The 18,327-nt window shown below is 65.4% G+C and carries 5 protein-coding genes; 3 read left to right on the top strand and 2 right to left on the bottom strand.

The features are described 5' to 3' along the window. Positions 1-208: 208 nt before the first annotated feature. Both ACLV74_RS02400 and ACLV74_RS02395 read right to left on the bottom strand, forming a co-directional pair. Positions 209-1,987 carry a hybrid sensor histidine kinase/response regulator gene (locus tag ACLV74_RS02400; protein ID WP_411877762.1) on the bottom strand — a complete coding sequence of 593 codons (1,779 nt, stop codon included), beginning with the start codon at positions 1,985-1,987 and terminating at the stop codon, positions 209-211. Further along, positions 1,984-2,577, bottom strand: coding sequence for a response regulator (locus tag ACLV74_RS02395; protein WP_411877761.1), 594 nt, complete (start codon positions 2,575-2,577; stop codon positions 1,984-1,986). Before ACLV74_RS02395 ends, ACLV74_RS02400 begins: the two co-directional genes overlap by 4 nt. A 176-nt stretch (positions 2,578-2,753) precedes the next feature. Between ACLV74_RS02395 and ACLV74_RS02390 the strand changes: the two genes are divergently transcribed. From ACLV74_RS02390 to ACLV74_RS02380, 3 genes are all read left to right on the top strand, one after another. Then, on the top strand, positions 2,754-7,661 hold the full coding sequence (locus ACLV74_RS02390) for a YDG domain-containing protein (protein WP_411877760.1): 4,908 nt from the start codon (positions 2,754-2,756) through the stop codon (positions 7,659-7,661). 292 nt (positions 7,662-7,953) lie between these two features. Then, positions 7,954-10,479: a filamentous hemagglutinin N-terminal domain-containing protein gene (locus tag ACLV74_RS02385; RefSeq protein WP_411877759.1), complete on the top strand. Its 2,526-nt coding sequence runs from the start codon at positions 7,954-7,956 to the stop codon at positions 10,477-10,479. A gap of 245 nt (positions 10,480-10,724) precedes the next feature. Further along, the gene (locus tag ACLV74_RS02380; protein WP_411877758.1) at positions 10,725-17,987 is read left to right on the top strand and encodes an MBG domain-containing protein; all 7,263 of its coding nucleotides are present in this window, start codon (positions 10,725-10,727) and stop codon (positions 17,985-17,987) included. Positions 17,988-18,327 lie beyond the last annotated feature (340 nt).

Genomic DNA, 18,327 nt, shown 5'->3' with positions numbered 1-18,327 from the left:
CTGCGTGTAGCCTGTTCCCCCTCAAGGGGGCGGCGCCTGAGGCCCGGCAAAGTCGGTTCCTCGGCACCCACTGGTGAAAACCCCGCTGGTTACGCCCTGAACTCTTGACCAAGCATTAGCCGCGGGACTGGCTTTGCCAGACCGCAGGCGGGCGACCCCCTCGGGGGGCAGCGCATTACACGAAGTGAAAAGCGTGGGGGCCCATAAGTCAGACTTCGTTGATGGCGTCCGTCATCGACCGGAACAGCTGTTCGGGCGCCACCGGCTTGTGCAGCAGGGGCAGGTCGCTGGCCAGGGCTTCGCGCAGGCGGTCGGGCGCGGTGTCGCCGGTGATCATCAGGGCCGGCACGTCCTTGTCCAGCAGTGAGCGCAGGGCGGCGATGGCCTCGGCGCCGGTCTGGTTGCCGCGCAGGCGGTAGTCGCTGACGATCAGGTCGGGCGCCCGCAGTTTTGCCAGCTCGAGTGCTTCGCTGATGGAGCCGGCCGCCGCCACCTCGCATCCCCAACTGCGCAGCAGCTGCGCCATGCCCGTAAGCACCGCTTCGTCGTCATCGATCACCAGCACCTGCAGGCCAGGCAGGCGGATGGGGCGGAGCGGCTGCGAAACGGCATGCTCGGTGGCGGCGACGGCGCCTATCCACAGCGGGAGTTCCAGCCTGAAGACGGTGCCTTGCCCGGGCCTTGATACCACTGAGAGTTTGTGGCCCAGGGCCCTGGCCAGTCCGTCCGCGATCGCCAGGCCCAGGCCTAGCCCTTTGCGCCGGTCGCGCTCCGGGTTGCCGAGCTGGTGGAACTCGCGAAAGATTTCCTGCTGGTTTTCAGGCGCGATGCCAATGCCGGTGTCCCAGACTTCCATCACCGTGCGGCCCTCGCGCCGGCGCAAGCCCACCAGCACGCCGCCCTTGCCGGTATAGCGGATGGCATTGGACACCAGGTTGCGCAAAATCATTTCCACCATGGTCGCGTCCGAGTTGATGGCGATGGCGCATTCGCGCGAGCGGTAGACGATGCCCTTGGCATCGGCCAGCGGCGCGAGGTCGTTCTCGATTTTGCGCAGCAGCGGCTGCAGCAGGAAGGGCCGCACGAAAGGCTTGGCGACACCGGCATCCACCCGCGAAAAATCCAGCAGTGTATTGAGCATCTCGCCGGATGCCAGGCAGGCCGAGCGCGCGCTGGCCAGCACCTCGCCCTGGTGCGGTGTCAGGCCTGTGTGGCTGAGCACTTCAAGGAACAGGCCTTGCGCGTGAATCGGCTGGCGCAGATCGTGGCTGGCGGCTGCGAGAAATTTTGACTTGGCCATATTGGCCAATTCCGCGTCGCGCCGGGCGGTTTCCGCAAGCTGTGTTTCCTGGCGCAGCTTTTCCAGCAGGCTCAGGTTCTCAAAGCGCAGTTCAATCGATTCGCGCGCCGTGCGGGAGTTGTTCACGGCCTGCCCCACCATGATGACGACGTACAAACCTCCAGCCAGACCCACGGCCGTGTAGTCCTCTCCCCCCAGCAGCAGCATTTTGGTGGCCCCTGTCACCAGCTGGAACAGCACAAAGACCATAAACACCGGGACAACGGGCGACAGCAGCGACATGCCTTGCGCGGCGACGCCGGCAAACAAGGCCAGGATAAAGATGCTGCCGACCATGGTGCTGCTATCCAGCGATGCCCACAACAGCAAACCCCAGACAAAGCCGTTGTAGGCGTTGACGGCCATCAGCACGTAAACCAGGCGTCTGGCGTTGCCGGCATGGATGCCGCGCGCCAGTTGCCAGCGCGCATGCAGCCATGTACCCAGCTTTGTCATGGCGGTCAGCACGCACCATGCGCCTATGACCCAGGTTCCTTCGGGGTCGCCCGCATCCGAAATCACCCAGAAGATCATGCCCACCAGAACAAACGTGGGGATGATGGACCTGGCCACGTGCTGGCACAGCAGGCGCACCTGCTCCACCAGGATGCGGTCTTCCGCCAGGCGCAGGATGCCCGGCCTCGTCAAGCCAGCAGCCCGGCGCCGCGCGCGGCAAAGATGGCCTGCGAGCGGCTTGAAGCGTTCAGCAGGCCCAGCACCGCTTGCACGTGGCCGCGCACGGTGAACTCCGACAGTTCAAGCCGGCGCGCAATCGCCTTGTTCGACAGGCCTTCGTTGACCAGCATCAGCACCTCGAACTGGCGCGGGGTCAGGCGCGGTTTGGGCGGCTCCGGTGCGGCTTGCGGGGTGTGTATGCCCAGCGCGTCATGAATCAGCGCAATGATTTTTTCGGCAGTGCCCGACTTGGAGAAAAACCCCGAGGCGCCTTTTGACATTGCAAGGCTGACGGTTTCATCGTCCGCGGCGGATGACAGCATGATCACCGGCACGTCCGGCCAGCGTTGCTTCAGCAGCACAAGCCCGTCCATGCCGCCCATGCCCTGCAACTGGATATCCAGCAGCACCAGCGAGGGTGCTTCCCCGCTCTGCGCCATGACTTGCTCAATCCCATCCGCTTTGGTGACCTTGACGCCCGGCAAGCCGGCTTCAAGCACCAGGCGCATGCCCGACTGGAAGAGGGCATGGTCATCAATCAGCAGTATGCGCAGTTCAGCCATGGGGAATTAGACCACCGCTTCCACCGTCGGGCCGTCAGTCAATTTTGACTATAGCCAGCCAGACTGCCCGGCAATACCATTTATTACGTCGCCGGCATCGCTGTTTTCACCGGCGAGGGACCGCTTGATTCTGGCCCGACAGCCGTCAGAAACCACCCCCCCCCCTTTGGATTCCCATGAAAAGCCACGCCAGCCTGAACCGCATTTATCGTCTGGTGTGGAACACCGCCCTGAACCTTTGGGTGGCCGTTGCCGAGAACGCCAAAGGGCAGGGTAAAAGCGGCTCGGCGCGCAACAAGGCCGCGCTGCTGATGCTGGTGCCGCTAGCGGGGTTGATGCAGCAGGCCCGGGCCGCTGATGCGGCCAATGCCACGGTGTCCGCGGGCACTGCCGGTGTGGCGACCGTGGGCAACACCACCACCATCAACCAGAGCAGCCAGCGCGCGGCGATCGACTGGACCAGTCTGTCGACCCGCGCGAACGAGGCACTCATCTTCAACCAGCCCAATGCCCAGGCGATTGCGCTGAACCGCATCACCGGCACCAGCGCGAGTGAACTGCTGGGCAGCCTGACGGCCAACGGCCAGGTGTTTATCTTGAACCCGAACGGTGTGCTGTTTGGTGCGGGCTCGCAAGTGAACGTGGGCGGCCTTGTTGCTTCGACGCTCAGCATGAGCAATGCCGACTTCATGGCCGGCAACAATGTCTTCACGGGTTCGGGCGGTTCGGGTTCGGTCGTCAACCAGGGAACACTGAACGCAGGGCAGGGCGGTTACCTCGCTTTGCTGGCGCCCGAAGTGCGCAATGAAGGCGTGATGACCGCATCGCTGGGTACAGCGCTGCTGGCCGCCGGCAACAAGGTCACCCTCAACCTCGACAACGGATCTCTCCTCGGCTACAGCATCGACCAGGGCGCGATCAATGCACTGGCCGAGAACAAGCAGCTGATCAAAGCCGACGGCGGGCAGGTGCTGCTCTCGGCCAAGGCCATGAACAGCCTGACGACGGCGACCGTCAACAACACCGGCGTCATTGAAGCGCGCACCTTGCAGAACAAGGCCGGCCGTATTTTGCTGATGGGCGACATGGAGACCGGCACCGTCAATGTAGGCGGCACACTGGATGCGTCGGCGCCCACGACCGGCAACGGTGGTTTTGTTGAAACCAGCGCAGCGAACGTGAAGGTCGCAGCCGGCACACGCGTCACCACCAAGGCCGCAAACGGCAACAGCGGCACCTGGCTGATCGACCCGGTGGACTTCACCATCGCCGCGGGCTCCGCGGCCCAGGACGTGTCAGGGATGGGCGCCGATACCCTGTCAGCCAACCTGAACAGCGGCAATGTCAGCATTGCCACTTCGGCCACCACGGCAGGCAATGGCGACATCTTTGTGAACAGCGCGCTGAGCTGGTCATCCGCCAATACCCTGACGCTCTCGGCCCATCGTGACATCCAGATCAACAGCGCTGTCACCGCCACCGCTGGCGGTCTCACACTCAACGCGGGCAATGTCATCGGTGCACCGGCAGCTGTCAATGTCGGCACCTTTACCCTGGCTGGCGGCACCTGGAGCCAGTTGGGCGGCAACTTGCCGGTATTCAGCGCGACGGACTTTCGCATCAACGGCGGCACGTTTATCCGCGCCGCTGGTGGCGACGGCGCATCGACCGCCACGGCCTACCGGCTCACCGACGTTTACGGCCTGCAGGGTGCTGGCTCTGCCGGCATGCTAGGCAAGCACTACGCACTGGCCAACAACGTCGATGCCTCAGGCACCAGCGCCTGGAACACAAACGCCGGCTTCAACCCCATCGGCGACGGCACCAGCAATTTCACGGGCACATTCGACGGTTTGGGCCACACCATCACCGGGCTGGCCATAGACCGCGCAGCGACCAGCAACACCGGCCTGTTCGGTGCCACCGAAGCCGGCGCATCCATCAGCAATGTGGGCCTGGTCGGCGGCAGCGTGAAGGGCAAAAGCAACGTGGGCGCGCTGGTCGGGCGCAACCAGGGCGGCATCAGCGACAGTTATGCCTCCACCAATGTCACCGGCTCTGCAACCGGCGATTCCGTCGGTGGCCTGGTCGGGCTCAACGGGGACGGCGACATCGGCGGACCTGCCGGCGCCGGGAACGGCGGCACCATCAGCAACAGCCATGCAAGCGGTATCGTGGCCGGCAGGGACTACGTGGGGGGCCTTATTGGCCAAAGCAACAGCGGTGCCGTCACCAACAGTTATGCAACAGGCCGTGTCACAGGCCGCAACTATTCGGGCGGCCTGATTGGTTACAACAGCAATGGCATCAGATCAGGCGGCAGCGATGTCAGCAACAGCTACGCCACCGGCAATGTGACGGGCAACTACTCTGTAGGCGGTTTGATGGGTGCTTCGGAGGTGGGCACCATCACCAACAGTTATGCCACCGGGACTGTTGTTGGGTCCGACCAGAATGTGGGTGGCTTGATAGGGAGTCTTCAGAACGCTGACCCGTCGCGCGGTATTGTCAGCAACTCTTACAGCACAGGCAACGTCACCGGCCTCCTGTTGGTTGGGGGGCTGGTCGGCGTTAACTTCGGCACGATCCGTAACTCCTACAGCACCGGCCGCGTCAGTGGTGGCAGCAATACAGGTGGACTGGTCGGTTCCAGTCCCCAGGGCTCGGTCACCAACAGCTTCTGGAACAAAGAGACAAGCGGCCAGACAAGCTCTGCCGGCTCCGCCAGCAGCGCTGGCAAAACAAGCGCAGAAATGATGATGGCCAGCACCTTCACCGGCGCGGGCTGGAGCGCCAGCAATGTGGGTGGCGACGGCACGACCTGGCGCATTTACGAAGGCCACACCGGCCCGCTGCTGCGCAGCTTCCTGACGGCGCGCACGCTGGCCGATACCGTGTTGACCTATGACGGAACGACCCAGGTCATCACGGCTGCCAATGTGCTGGGCTCGGCCAGCGGCCGCAACGCAGGCACCCATAGTGTCAGCGGTTTTTACTCCGCGCAGGATGGCTACGACCTGAGCGGCGGTTCCCTCACCATCAACAAGGCCAGCCTGATTCTGGCTGCAGTCACCGACAGCAAAACCTATGACGGCAGCACCGCTTCAACCATGGCCGTCGGCATGGTCGGCCTGTTCGGCGGCGACAACGTGACGGCGGCCCAGTCGTTCGGCAGCAAGAATGTGCTGGGCGCCAACGGCAGCACGCTGGCTGTTGATGCGGGCTACACAGTCGCTGACGGCAACGGCGGCGGCAACTACAACGTCACCGTCACGGCGGCTGCGGGCACCATCAACAAGGCCACCCTCAGCGTGACCGGTGTGGTGGCCGACAACAAGACCTATAACGGCACCGATGCCGCCACCCTGAGCAACATCGGCACGCTGAACGGGCTGGTAGGCGGCGAAACCCTGGCGCTGAGCCAGACAGCCGCAAGCTTTGACAACAAGAATGCCGGCGCCGGGAAAGTCGTGACCGCAAGCGGCTACGGCATTGCCGACGGCAGCGGCGGCACGGCCGGCCTGGCGAGCAATTACCAACTGGCGTCCACCACCGCCACGGCCAGCGCCAACATCGACAAGGCGGCGCTGACGGTGACGGCCACCACGGTCACGCGGGCGTATGACGGCAGCACGGCCGCCACCGGCGCGGGCACGGTCGGCACGCTGGCCGGCGCGGGGGCGGGTGAGCGGGTCAATGCGGCGGGCAGCCAGGCCTATACCGACAAGAACGCCGGCACCGGCAAGACGGTGACCGCCAGCGGCGTGACCATCAAGGACGCCGCCAACCTGGATGTCACCGGCAACTACGACATCACCTATGTGGCCGACAACGGCAGCGTGATCAACAAGGCCACCCTGAGCGTGACCGGTGTGGTGGCCGACAACAGGACCTATAACGGCACCGACGGCGCCACACTGAGCAACATCGGCACGCTGAGCGGGCTGGCGGCCGGCGAGACGCTGGCGCTGAGCCAGACCGCGGCGGCGTTTGGCGACAAGAATGCCGGCACCGGCAAGACCGTGACGGCAACGGGCTACGCCATTGCCGACGGCAGCGGCGGCACGGCGGGTCTCGCCAGCAACTACCAGCTGGCATCGACCAGCGCCACGACCACGGCCAACATCGCGCGGGCCAACCTTTCCATCACCACCACCGACGCCACCAAAACCTATGACGGCAGCACCGTGGCGACAGGCACCGTGGTGACCACCGGCACCGTCTACAGCGGCGACAGCGTGAGCGGCGGAAGCTTTGCGTTTGCCAACAAGAACGCCGGCACCGGCGACAAGGTGGTGAACGTCTCCGGCGCGACGGTGGGCGACGGCATGAACAACGCCAACTACAACATCACCTACGTGGCCAACACCACCAGCACCATCACCAAGGCCGACCTGACGGTGCAGGCCAGCGGTGTGGACAAGGTCTATGACGGCGCCACAGCGGCCACGGTGACGCTGAGCGGCAACGGTTTTGTGGGGGATGTGCTCAACCTGTCGGCCAACGCATCGTTTGCCGACAAAAATGCCGGTGCGGGCAAAACCGTCAGCGTGAGCGGCATTGCGGTGACCGGCGCCGACGCGGGTAACTACAACCTGGTCAGCGGCACCAGCGCCAGCACCACGGCCAGCATCACACCCAGGGCGCTGACGGTGACGGCGGCCGACGACGCCAAGAACTACGATAGCGTGGCTTACAGCGGAGGCAATGGCGTGAGTTACAGCGGTTTTGTGGCGGGTGATTCTTCGGCCGACATTGGCGGCACGCTGGCGTATGGCGGCTCGTCGCAGGGCGCCATCGCCGCAGGCAACTACCTCATCACACCGGGCGGCCTGCGCTCGGTCTCCGGCAACTACACGCTGGGCTTTAACAGCGGCGCGCTCAGCATCGCGGCATTGAACGCCAGTTCGGCTTCGCTGGGCGGCACGGCGCTGGTCGGCGCTTATGACGGCGCGATGCAGGCGGTGGCGGGATTGGGTGGGTCGTCTGGTGGTGGTGGCGGCGGGTTCGGTGGCAGCGCTGATGCCATGGCCGGCGCGCTGGCGGCTGCCGCGGCGGAGGCTGGTAATACAGACGAGGAATAAGTTCACCCCCGTCCAGGCGCACTGCGTGTAGCCTGTTCCCCCCTCAAGGGGGCGGCGCCTGAGGCCCGGCAAAGCCGGTTCCTCGGCCCCTGCTGAAATAGGAAACCTCACACCGTTCGAGCCATTTCAAGCGCCGCGAGCCCCCATCCCAGCCTTCCCCCAGCGTGGGAAGGAGTGCACGTCGCGCTTTCTCCCATCCTGAGCTGCCCGCAGCGTTGCATTTGTAATGTGGCGCCTATGGGCTTGCGGCCTCAATTGCCATACGATCCCGGGCAGGCAAGGAGAGAAAACCATGAAAAGCCACGCCAGCACCAACCGCATTTACCGGCTCGTCTGGAGCCCGGTTTCCAGTTGTTGTGTGGCCGCCGCCTGTCTTGCGCCGCAGGCGCGGGCCGCGGATGCGGCGAATGCGACGGTGTCGGCCGGCGCGGCCAGCGTCGCGACTGTGGGCAACACCACCACCGTCAACCAGGCCAGCCAGCGCGCGGCGATTGACTGGACCAGCCTGTCGACACGCGCCAACGAAGCGCTTGTCTTCAACCAGCCCAATGCATTCGCGATAGCACTCAACCGCATCACCGGCAGCAGCGCCAGCGAGTTGCTCGGCAGCCTCACGGCCAACGGCCAGGTCTTTATCCTGAACCCGAACGGCGTGCTGTTTGGCGTGGGCTCGCAGGTCAATGTCGGCGGACTGGTGGCTTCAACTTTGAATATGAGCAATGCCGACTTCATGGCCGGCAAGCATCAGTTCACGGGCTCGGGCGGTTCGGTCGTGAATCAAGGCACGCTGAGCGCAGGGCAGGGCGGCTACCTGGCGCTGCTGGCGCCCGAGGTGCGCAACGAAGGGGTGATGACGGCATCGTTGGGCACGGCGCTTCTCGCCGCGGGCAACAAGGTCACGTTGAACCTCGACAACGGCAGCTTGCTGGGCTACAGCATTGACCAGGGAGCTATCAATGCCCTGGCCGAGAACAAACAGTTGATCCAGGCCAATGGCGGGCAAGTCCTGCTTTCCGCAAAAGCCATGGACAGCCTGACCGCCGCCACCGTCAACAACAGCGGCCTCATCGAAGCGAAGACGATACAGAACAAGGCCGGCCGCATCCTCTTGATGGGCGACATGGACAAGGGCACGGTCAACGTGCCGGGCACGCTGGACGCGAGCGCACCCAACGGCGGCAACGGCGGTTTTATCGAAACCAGCGCGGCCCGTGTCAGGGTGGCCGACGGCGCCGTCATCACCACGCTGGCCGCCAATGGAAACCACGGCACCTGGCTGGTAGACCCGACCGACTTCACGATTGCCGCGGGCAGCGGCGGCTTGACCGGCAGCGGCATAGGCGCGGCCACGCTGTCCAGCAGCCTGAACAGCGGCAACGTCGCGCTGGCGACCAATAATGCGGGTGGCAGCGATGCCGGCGACATCCACGTCAACGCCGCCGTCACCTGGAACGCCGGCACCACGCTGACCCTGAGCGCCTGGCGCAACATCAACATCAATGCCTCCATCACCTCGCAGCACGCCAACGGCAAGCTGGCGCTGCAATACGGGCTGGGCGCGGTCAACGCGGGCAACACGGCGACCTACAACGTGCGCGCGCCGGTCAACCTGCGGGCCGGCGACAACTTCAGCACCCGGCTGGGCAGTGACGGCGCGACCGATCAATACAGGGTCATCACCAGCCTGGGTGCGGCCGGCAGCACCAGCACCACCGACCTGCAGGGCATCAACGGCGACCTGGTCCGCAATTACGTGCTGGGCGCGGACATCGACGCGAGCGACACGGTGAACTGGAACGCCGGGGCGGGCTTCGACCCGCTGGGCGGCATAGCGGCGTTTGCCGTTTTCGAAGGCCGCTTCGACGGCCTCAACCACAAGATCAGCAATCTCTTTATCAACCGCCCGGCCGACAACTTCGTGGGCCTGTTCGGCATCACGCAAAGCACCAGCATCCGCAACCTCGGGCTGGTGGGCGGCAGCATCACGGGCGACAACATCGTCGGCGCCATCGCCGGGCAGGGCTGCTGCACCACCTTCACCAATGTCTACAGCACGGCGGCCGTGCGGGGCGTCCAGGAGGTAGGCGGCCTCGTCGGCGAGCTCAGCGACGGAAACATCACCGACTCCTATGCCACCGGCGCCGTGACAGGCACGGACCAGGTGGGCGGCCTGGTCGGCTTGTCGATTTTCGGCACCATCACGCGCGCCTACAGCAGCGGCTTTGTCACCTCCTCTGGAATTGCGGGCGGGCTGGTCGGCGAGGAGTTCGGGCCCAGCGTGGCGACCGACAGCTACTGGAACATCACCACCTCGGGGCAGGCCGGCAGCGCGCTCGGCACCGGCAAGACCAGCGACCAGCTGATGCAGGCGGCCACCTTTGCCGGCTGGGACCTGGCCACGCAAGGCGGCTCCACGGCCGTGTGGCGCATCTATGAGGGCCAGACCGCGCCGCTGCTGCGCGGCTTCATGTTGCCGCTCACGCTGCCCGACACCAGCGTGGCCTACAACGGCGCGCAGCAGTCGGGCGCGGGCGCGCCGGGCGTCACGGCCGCCAGCGGCAGCAGCATCGGCAGCTACTTTGCATGGTCGGGGCAGGAGGGCTATGACATCACGGGCGGACGGCTGGTGATACGGCCCGTGAATCCCGCTCCAACACCCACGCCCGCGTTCATGGACGACGAGGCCTACCGCAGCGCCATGGTCTACCTGGCCGGGGTGCGCCGGTCGGCGAACGAGTCGCCTCGCCCCAGCGCGGATGCCCTGGCCGATGCGCTGTCGGCCGCCGCGGCGGAAGCCGGCCATGAGGGCGAGCGGTAGCCACCCCTCCCTTGTTTCCTAAACGCACCGGGCGCCGCTGTCCAGCGGAATTTTCGGTTTCGTGTCGCCAATAGTGACTACAAGGTCCAGCGTCAAAGACCGGGAATAAAGGGATGCCATAGGTAACATCAAGTCAGTCCACGTTACCTCCACATCTTCGCCGCAAGACTGCGGCATCCCAGCCCTTTTTGCCGGTATTGACGGATGGCCCTTCGCCACCCGCCGGCCTTTCGTGAAAGCCCGCCATGAAGAGCCATGCCAGCATGAACCGCATCTACCGCCTTGTCTGGAATGAAGCTCTGTCGTTATGGGTGGCGGTCGCGGAAAACGCCAAGGGCGCAAGCAAGGGCGGCTCGGCGCGGTCCCGCGTCGTGGTGGCGGATGCCGGCGGCGAATCATTCGGCGCGGGTTTTACCCTGCATTCCCGGTGCCGAGCGGCGCTGGCCTTGATGGTGTCCCTGCTTGTTATTCCCTTCCAGGCGCATGCGGCGGACGCCGCCAATGCCACGGTGAGCGCGGGCACCGCGGCCGTCACCACGGTGGGCAACACCACCACCATCAACCAGGCCAGCCAGCGCGCGGCGATTGACTGGACCAGCCTGTCGACCCGGGCCAATGAATCCCTCGTGTTCAACCAGCCCAATGCGCAGGCGATTGCCTTGAACCGCATTACAGGTTCCAGCCCGAGTGAACTGCTGGGCAGCCTGACGGCCAACGGCCAGGTGTTTGTCCTGAACCCGAACGGCGTGCTGTTTGGCGCGGGCTCGCAGGTCAACGTGGGCGGCCTGGTCGCTTCGACCTTGAACATGAGCAATGCCGACTTCATGGCCGGCAACCATCAGTTCACCGGCTCGGGCGGTTCGGGCTCGGTCGTCAACCAGGGCACGCTCAATGCCGCGTCCGGTGGTTACCTGGCGCTGCTCGCGCCTGAAGTGCGCAATGAAGGCGTGATGACGGCCTCGCTGGGCACGGCGCTTCTCGCGGCTGCCAACAAGGTCACGCTCAACCTCGACAACGGCTCCCTGCTGGGCTACAGCATCGACCAGGGCGCCATCAACGCGCTGGCCGAGAACAAACAGCTGATCAAAGCCGATGGCGGCCAGGTACTGCTGTCGGCCAAAGCCATGGACAGCCTGACGACGGCGACCGTCAACAACACCGGCGTGATTGAAGCCAGAACGATCCAGAACAAGGCCGGCCGCATCCTGCTGATGGGCGACATGGCTTACGGCACCGTCAACGTGGGCGGCACGCTGGATGCTTCCGCACCGGGCGGGGGCGACGGCGGTTTTGTGGAAACCAGCGCGGCGCATGTGAAGGTGGCCGACAGCGCCCGGGTGAGGACATTGGCCTCGGCCGGGAACACCGGCAAGTGGCTGATAGACCCCAACGACTTCACCATCTCCGCCACGGGCGACATGACGGCCGCTGCCGTGGCGACGGCCTTGGGCGGCGGTAATTTTGAGATTTCCACCGCAAGCATGGGCACGCCCGGCTCCGGCGACATCACCGTCAACGAGGTGATCAGCCGGACGGACAATCACACCTTCACGTTGACTGCCGAGCGCGACGTCAATATCAGCCGGAGCATCACAAAAAGTGGTGCAGGCACAGCCGGTTTGATAATGACCGCCGGACGCAACATCCTCATCACTCAAGGTATCAGCGTGACGGAGCCTTCCGCCAATATTTCCGTGACGGCCAACGCCGCCGGCGATATCACCGGCTACGGAACGATGAACCTGAACGGCGGTGCGCTCGACATGACGGCCGGCGGCAGCATCGGCGGCGCTGGCACCGAGGGCCTGGGGCAGATCTTTGCTGGCAGCCTGAAGATGAAAGCGACCACGGGTGAGCTGATCATGAACAGCGGCGTCACCTGGAACGCCAGCTCCTTCGACCTGTTTGCGGGCACCAATATCCGGGGAAGCGACCCTGGCTCCGCCGTCATCGCCACCATGACCTCCGCCGGCGGCGCCTTCATCGCATCAGCGGGCAACACGGGCAACGGCAGGATACGCGTGAACAGCTACGGCAACGCCATTGGCACGCTTAACCTGACAACCCAGGGCACGGGCGGCGGCGGGCAGATCGACTTCACCAACAATGCCGCCATCAATAACGCCTCGATCACGGCCGCCCATGACGTGAACGTCAGCGCGACCGGCAACCTCAACCTCAACAACCTGAACCTGACGGGCTTCAACCAGAACGTCAACCTGGCCGCCAACGGCGGCACGTTGACGACGCTGGGCGTCATCAACACCGGAGCAGGCAACCTGACCTTGTCGGGCCGCTCTCTCTCTCTGGGTGGCGACTTGTACGCCAAAGACCTCAGCCTGAGCACGACCAGCGGCTTGAGCATCACCAGAGACCTCACGGCGACCGGCAACCTGACGCTGGCTTCCAGCACTACGGGTGTGCAGCAAACCTTCGGCACCCTGACGGTAGGCGGCACGACAAGCGTCAACGCGGGTGCGGGCGCGGTGACTCTGGGCAGGGGCAACTTCACCGGCGCGGTCAGCGTCACCAACCTTGGCGCGAACAATGTCCTCATTAACTCCATCGGGAACCCGCTGACCCTGGGCACCTTGTCGCTGGGCAGCGGCACGCTGATCATCACCGGCAACAACATCACCCAGACCGGCGCGATCACGCAGGCGGCCGGCGGCGGCGCGGTGACCATCAACGGCGGCGCCAGCGCCATCGACCTGAGCAATGCGGGCAACGATTTCACCGGCGAGGTCAGGCTCAACAACACGGGCAGCAATGCCACGACCATCCAGGACATCAACGACCTGAAGCTGGGCTTTTCCACTGTGGGCGGCAGCCTGACGGCCATCAGCGGCGCGGGCTCGATCTCGCAGTTCGGCGCGTTGAACGTGGGGGGCGCCTCCACCTTCACACTGAACGGCCCCTTTAATGACGTGATGCTGGGCACCTCGGCCAATCATTTTGGCGCGGGCGTGACGGTCAACGGCAGCGGCAACGTGTACAACATGGCCTTCCGTTATGCCAGCGGTTTTGCATTTCCCACCCTACCCAACAACTATTTAGGCAGCCTGACGCTGATCAGGGACACCGGGGCCATAGACCTGGTGGGCCTGCAAGACTTCAGCGGCGGCCTCCAGCTGAGGGCAGGCGGTGGCATCAATCTTTTGGGCGGCACGCTGCGGACGCGCAACGCGCTGGGCTTTAACAGCGCCGTGAACGTCCTGGGTGCTGCCAACCTGATCAGCACCGATGGCGACATCACTTTTGGCAGCATGGTCAATGGCCCGGGCACGCTGAGCGTCACGAATACTTTAGGCACCACCAGGTTTTCAGATAACGTAGGCAATACCACCGCGCTGGCAAGCCTGAGCGTCACGGCGGGCGCAGGCATCATCGTTCAAAACACCGCCACGCTGCGTGCGGCAGACCTGAAGTTATCCTCCTCGGGGGGTATCCGCAACAACCTTCAGGGCTCGGTGTCCATCGATGCGGCGCGCCTGAGCGCCATCAACACCGGCAGCGGCAATATTTTGCTGGCGCACACCGGCACCGGCAAGATGGTGGTCACCGACCTGGGCATGGGCGACGGCATCCAGAACAGCGCGGCCGGCGGCAACGTCAGCCTGACGGCGGCCACAGGCGCCATCCAGGTGCTGGGCAGCAAGGTCAGCGCGAACGGCGGCAATGTGGTGCTCAGCGCGGCGGGCAGCAGCGATACACATTCGCTGGAAATCGTGGACAACGGCGGCACGCGCTCGACCGTCAGCACCAGCGGCGCAGGCACCATCAGCCTCAGCGGCAACCTCACAGGCGGCGGCGCCAGCGCCACCGGCGGGTCGGCCGCAGGCGTGGTCGTCACCAACTCCAGCATCACTGGCGGCTCCGGCGCCATCACCATCACGGGCAGCGCCGGCGGGACGGGCAGGGGCGGCCAGGTGGAACGCGGCTTCCGTGTGGATGCGGGATCCACCATCATGGGCGCCGGCAGCGTCACGCTGACAGGCACCGTCACCGGCGACCAGATCATGACGCCGGCTCCATATACCGGCCCCGCCAGCATGGGCGGAGAACTGGCCAATGGCGCCACCATTTCCAGCACGGGCGGTGATGTATCGCTCTCGGGCACGATGAGCAATGAGCAGCATTACGGCGGCACCGGGCTGGCTGTGGGCGGCCGTGTGGAAACCGGCGCGTCCGGCAAAGTCACGCTCAGCGGCACCGCCACCACGGGTGGCGCGCCCGCCGGCAGCGCCGGCACGGGTTTGTTGACCGGGGCTTCATCTCAAATCATCGCCGGGACGGGCGGCTTGGATATCACGGGCACGGTGAACTCTTCGTACACGTCAACCAGCCTGGCCGGCGCCTCGCTCAACGGCGCCGCCACGTCGGCGGGCAATGTGACGGTCACAGGGACGGTCGCCGCCCCCGCCGCCACCGGGGCGACAGCGCTCTTGCTGGGCGGCGGCAGCCTGGCTGCCACGGGCGCGGCCACCGTCACGCTTAAAGGCTCCGGCGTTCCCGTCGCGGCGAGCACTTCTTCTTATGACCTCAGCCTCATGGCCGGCAGCGCGGTCAGCACAGCCGGCGGCCAGATCAACCTGACCGGCGACCGCATGAAGATTGAGGGCACGCTGAACTCCGGCACCGGCGCGACGTCGATCACGGCCTATACGAACAGCCGGCAGATCACCCTTGGCGGTGCGGACGAACAGAGCAAGCTCAACCTGACGAACGCCGAGCTCAACAACATCACGGCCTCTGTCTTGCGTATAGGCAGCGGCGCTTCCACCGGCGGCATCGATGTCGGCGGCGGCGGCACCGGCATCACCATGGCCAGCACACAGACCTTGAGCTTGATCAACAGCAGCACCGCAGGCAGAATCACCGAGAGCGGGGTGCTCAGAGTTGCCAACGTGTATGCCGACGCAGGATCAGTTAATCTGTCGGATCGCACCAACAACATCGGACAGATCAGCGGACGCTCGTACTCAGGGGCTTTCCGGATCGGCAACGCCACTACGCTTTCCGTGGGGACGGTCGACGGGGTTTCCGGCATCAACGCAGCCGACTCCTCGGTGGACTTGTTCAGCTTCATCCTGACGCAGACCCAGGCCATCATCGCGGACTCGCTGCAGGTCCGCAGCATCCGTGGCATGACGCTGAACAACGCAGGCAACCAGGTCAACACTTTCACCACCCTGGCGAACGCTACTGCGGGCGACCTCGTGTTCCGCAATTCCGTCAATGCCACTTTCACCGGCCTTGTCCAGAGCGCCGGCCGCATCGACATTGGAAACTCCGGCTCGGTCACGCTGTCGGGGCCCAGCTTTGACGGTGCGAGCGCCGCCGGGGGCACCACTGCGGCGACGGCCGCTGTCAGCCTGGTAGCCACGGGCGGCATCACCGCGGGTGCGGGCTCGCAAATCGCCAACTCCGCGGGTGGCTCGGTTTACCTGGAGGCGGGCAACGGCAGCATAGGCGCCAGCCCCGCCGCCGCGGTGAGCGTTTCCACAGCCGGCGCGGTCACCGCGGTGGCGAGCGGCGCGGGCTCACAGGTCAACCTGGCCCTGGCCGGCGGCGCCAGCGTGGAAAACGCCAGCGCACCAGGCGCCGTCAACATCACTACCGCGTCCGGCAACCTGGCGGTCAAGACGGTGGCCGGCAGCGCGGTCACCCTGAGCGCCACGGCCGGCGCCATCCTTGATGCCAACGGCGCGGCCAACAACGTCACCGCCGCCACGCTCAACGCGACCGCAGCAAACGGCATCACGCTGGGCACCAATGTGACCGGCCTGCAAACACTGACCACGACAGGCGCCACGGGCGACATCAGCATTGCGACAGCCAACGCCATCAATACGGGCAACTTCAGCATCAGCACCAACACCGGGGCCGCGCAGACGGTCAGCCTGTCATCCGCCGCCGGCATCACGGTCGACAGCGCCTTCGGCAACAGCCAGGACAAATTCAAGCTGATCGCAACCGGCGGCAATATCGCCATCAATGGTGCGCTGACGGCCGGCGAGCTCACGCTGAGCACCGGTGGGACGTCATCGCAAACAGCGGCCATCACCGCCACGGGCCTGGAGCTGCTGGGCAGCGGCACGCACACCCTCAACCACGCGGGCAATGCGGTGACAAAGCTGGCCGGCAATACCGGCAATGCCGAGTATTCACAGGCCGATGCGCTGGCTGTCGGCACGGTCAACACCGCAGGCCTCACCGCTACCGGCAAGGTGCTGGTGCGCACCACGGGGGCGGCCAGCGACCTCACCTTGAACAACACCGTCACCTCGGGCAGCGCCGCCAGCGATTCGCTGGTGCTGGCCGCCGGGCGCAACTTCATGAACAACGCTGGCGCCACGCCCCTGAACCCGGGGGCAGGGCGCTTCCTGGTGTATTCAACGGACCCGGCGGCCAACACCTTTGGCGGCTTTGCCTCCACTGGCAATGCCTTCAGCCGCACTTACGCGGCCAATGCGCCCACCGACGCGTCCATGACTTCGCTCAGCGGCAACCGCATGGTCTACAGCGTCACGCCCGTGATCACCATCACCGGCGACAACCAGGCCAAGGTCTACGGCGCGGCCGACCCGACGCTGAGCTACACCGTGGGCGCCGGCCTGGTGGCGGGCGACACGGCGGCCAGCGCGCTGGCCGGCCTGCTGGCGGGCCCGGCAGGTTCCGCGGCGTCCGCGGGCACGCATGCCATCACGCAGGGCACGCTGGCCTCGGCATTGGGTTACGGCATTGCCTACACCAACGGCACCCTCACAGTGGACAAAGCCACGCTGACCGTGACGGGCGCGGCGGCCAACAGCAAAACCTACGACGGCAGCACCGCCGCGACCCTGGGTAACACCGGCACGCTGTCGGGCATGGCCTATGGCGAGGCACTGGGCTTGAACCTCACGGGCGCGAGCTTCGCCGACGCCAACGCCGGCATCGGCAAAACCGTGACGGCCACCTACAACCTCGGCAACGGCACGGGGCTTGCCAGCAACTACCAGCTGGCGGCCACGCCCGTCACGGCGACGGCCGACATCAACAAGGCCAACCTGACCGTCACCGCCAACAACGACAGCCGGACCGCCGGCGGCGCACCTTATGCCGGCGGCAACGGCGTGAGCTACAGCGGCTTTGTGGGCGGCGAAACGGCCGCGGTGCTGGGCGGCGCGCTGGCCTACGGCGGCACTTCACAAGGCGCCAGCGCAGCCGGCAGCTACGCCATCAGCGCCGGCGGCTACAACGCCGCCAACTATGCGCTGGCTTATGTCGATGGCGTGCTGAACATCGCTTCAGTGGTGGCGCCGCCGGTAGTGCCTTCAGTGCCCGCAGCGCCCGCGTCCGGCGCGGCGCCGGTCAGTGATGCTTATCTCAGTGCGATGTACAGCGTGGCCAACGTGGGGGGTTCAGCAGGTGGTGGTAGCGGTTCGGGCGGCGGCGGTGGTGCCAGCCCTGGCGATGCGTTGGCGGCGGCTGCTGCCGAGGCGGGCAATACGGACGAGGAATAGGGTTTGGGGTGCCGGGTCTTGCTCCGGCTTGCGCGCTCTTGCCCTCTGCGTGGGCTTGCTGGCCGGGGGTTGCCCGGCGGCAACTCACTTTTCTTTTGCTTCGCCAAAAGAAAAGTAAGCAAAAGAAAAGGCGACCCTGGTTGCTGCGTCCCCTTCGCTGCGCTACGGGGCAACCTGCGGTGCTCGGTCCAGGCGGGGTCTCGCTCGAACTCGCCTTCGGCTCAGACAATCGCGATCCCTGATCCGCCTGAACCTGCGCTCCTCGGCGCATCCACAAGGGGTGGGAGCGGGGAGGAGAAATCCAAACAGCCGAAGACAAAACACTGAATACAAACAAGGA

Source organism: Polaromonas sp. YR568 (assembly GCF_943369415.1).
Classification (GTDB): Bacteria; Pseudomonadota; Gammaproteobacteria; order Burkholderiales; family Burkholderiaceae_C; genus Polaromonas.
The sequence above is the reverse complement of the archived record's forward strand: the minus strand, read 5'-3'. Positions and strand labels throughout refer to the sequence as shown.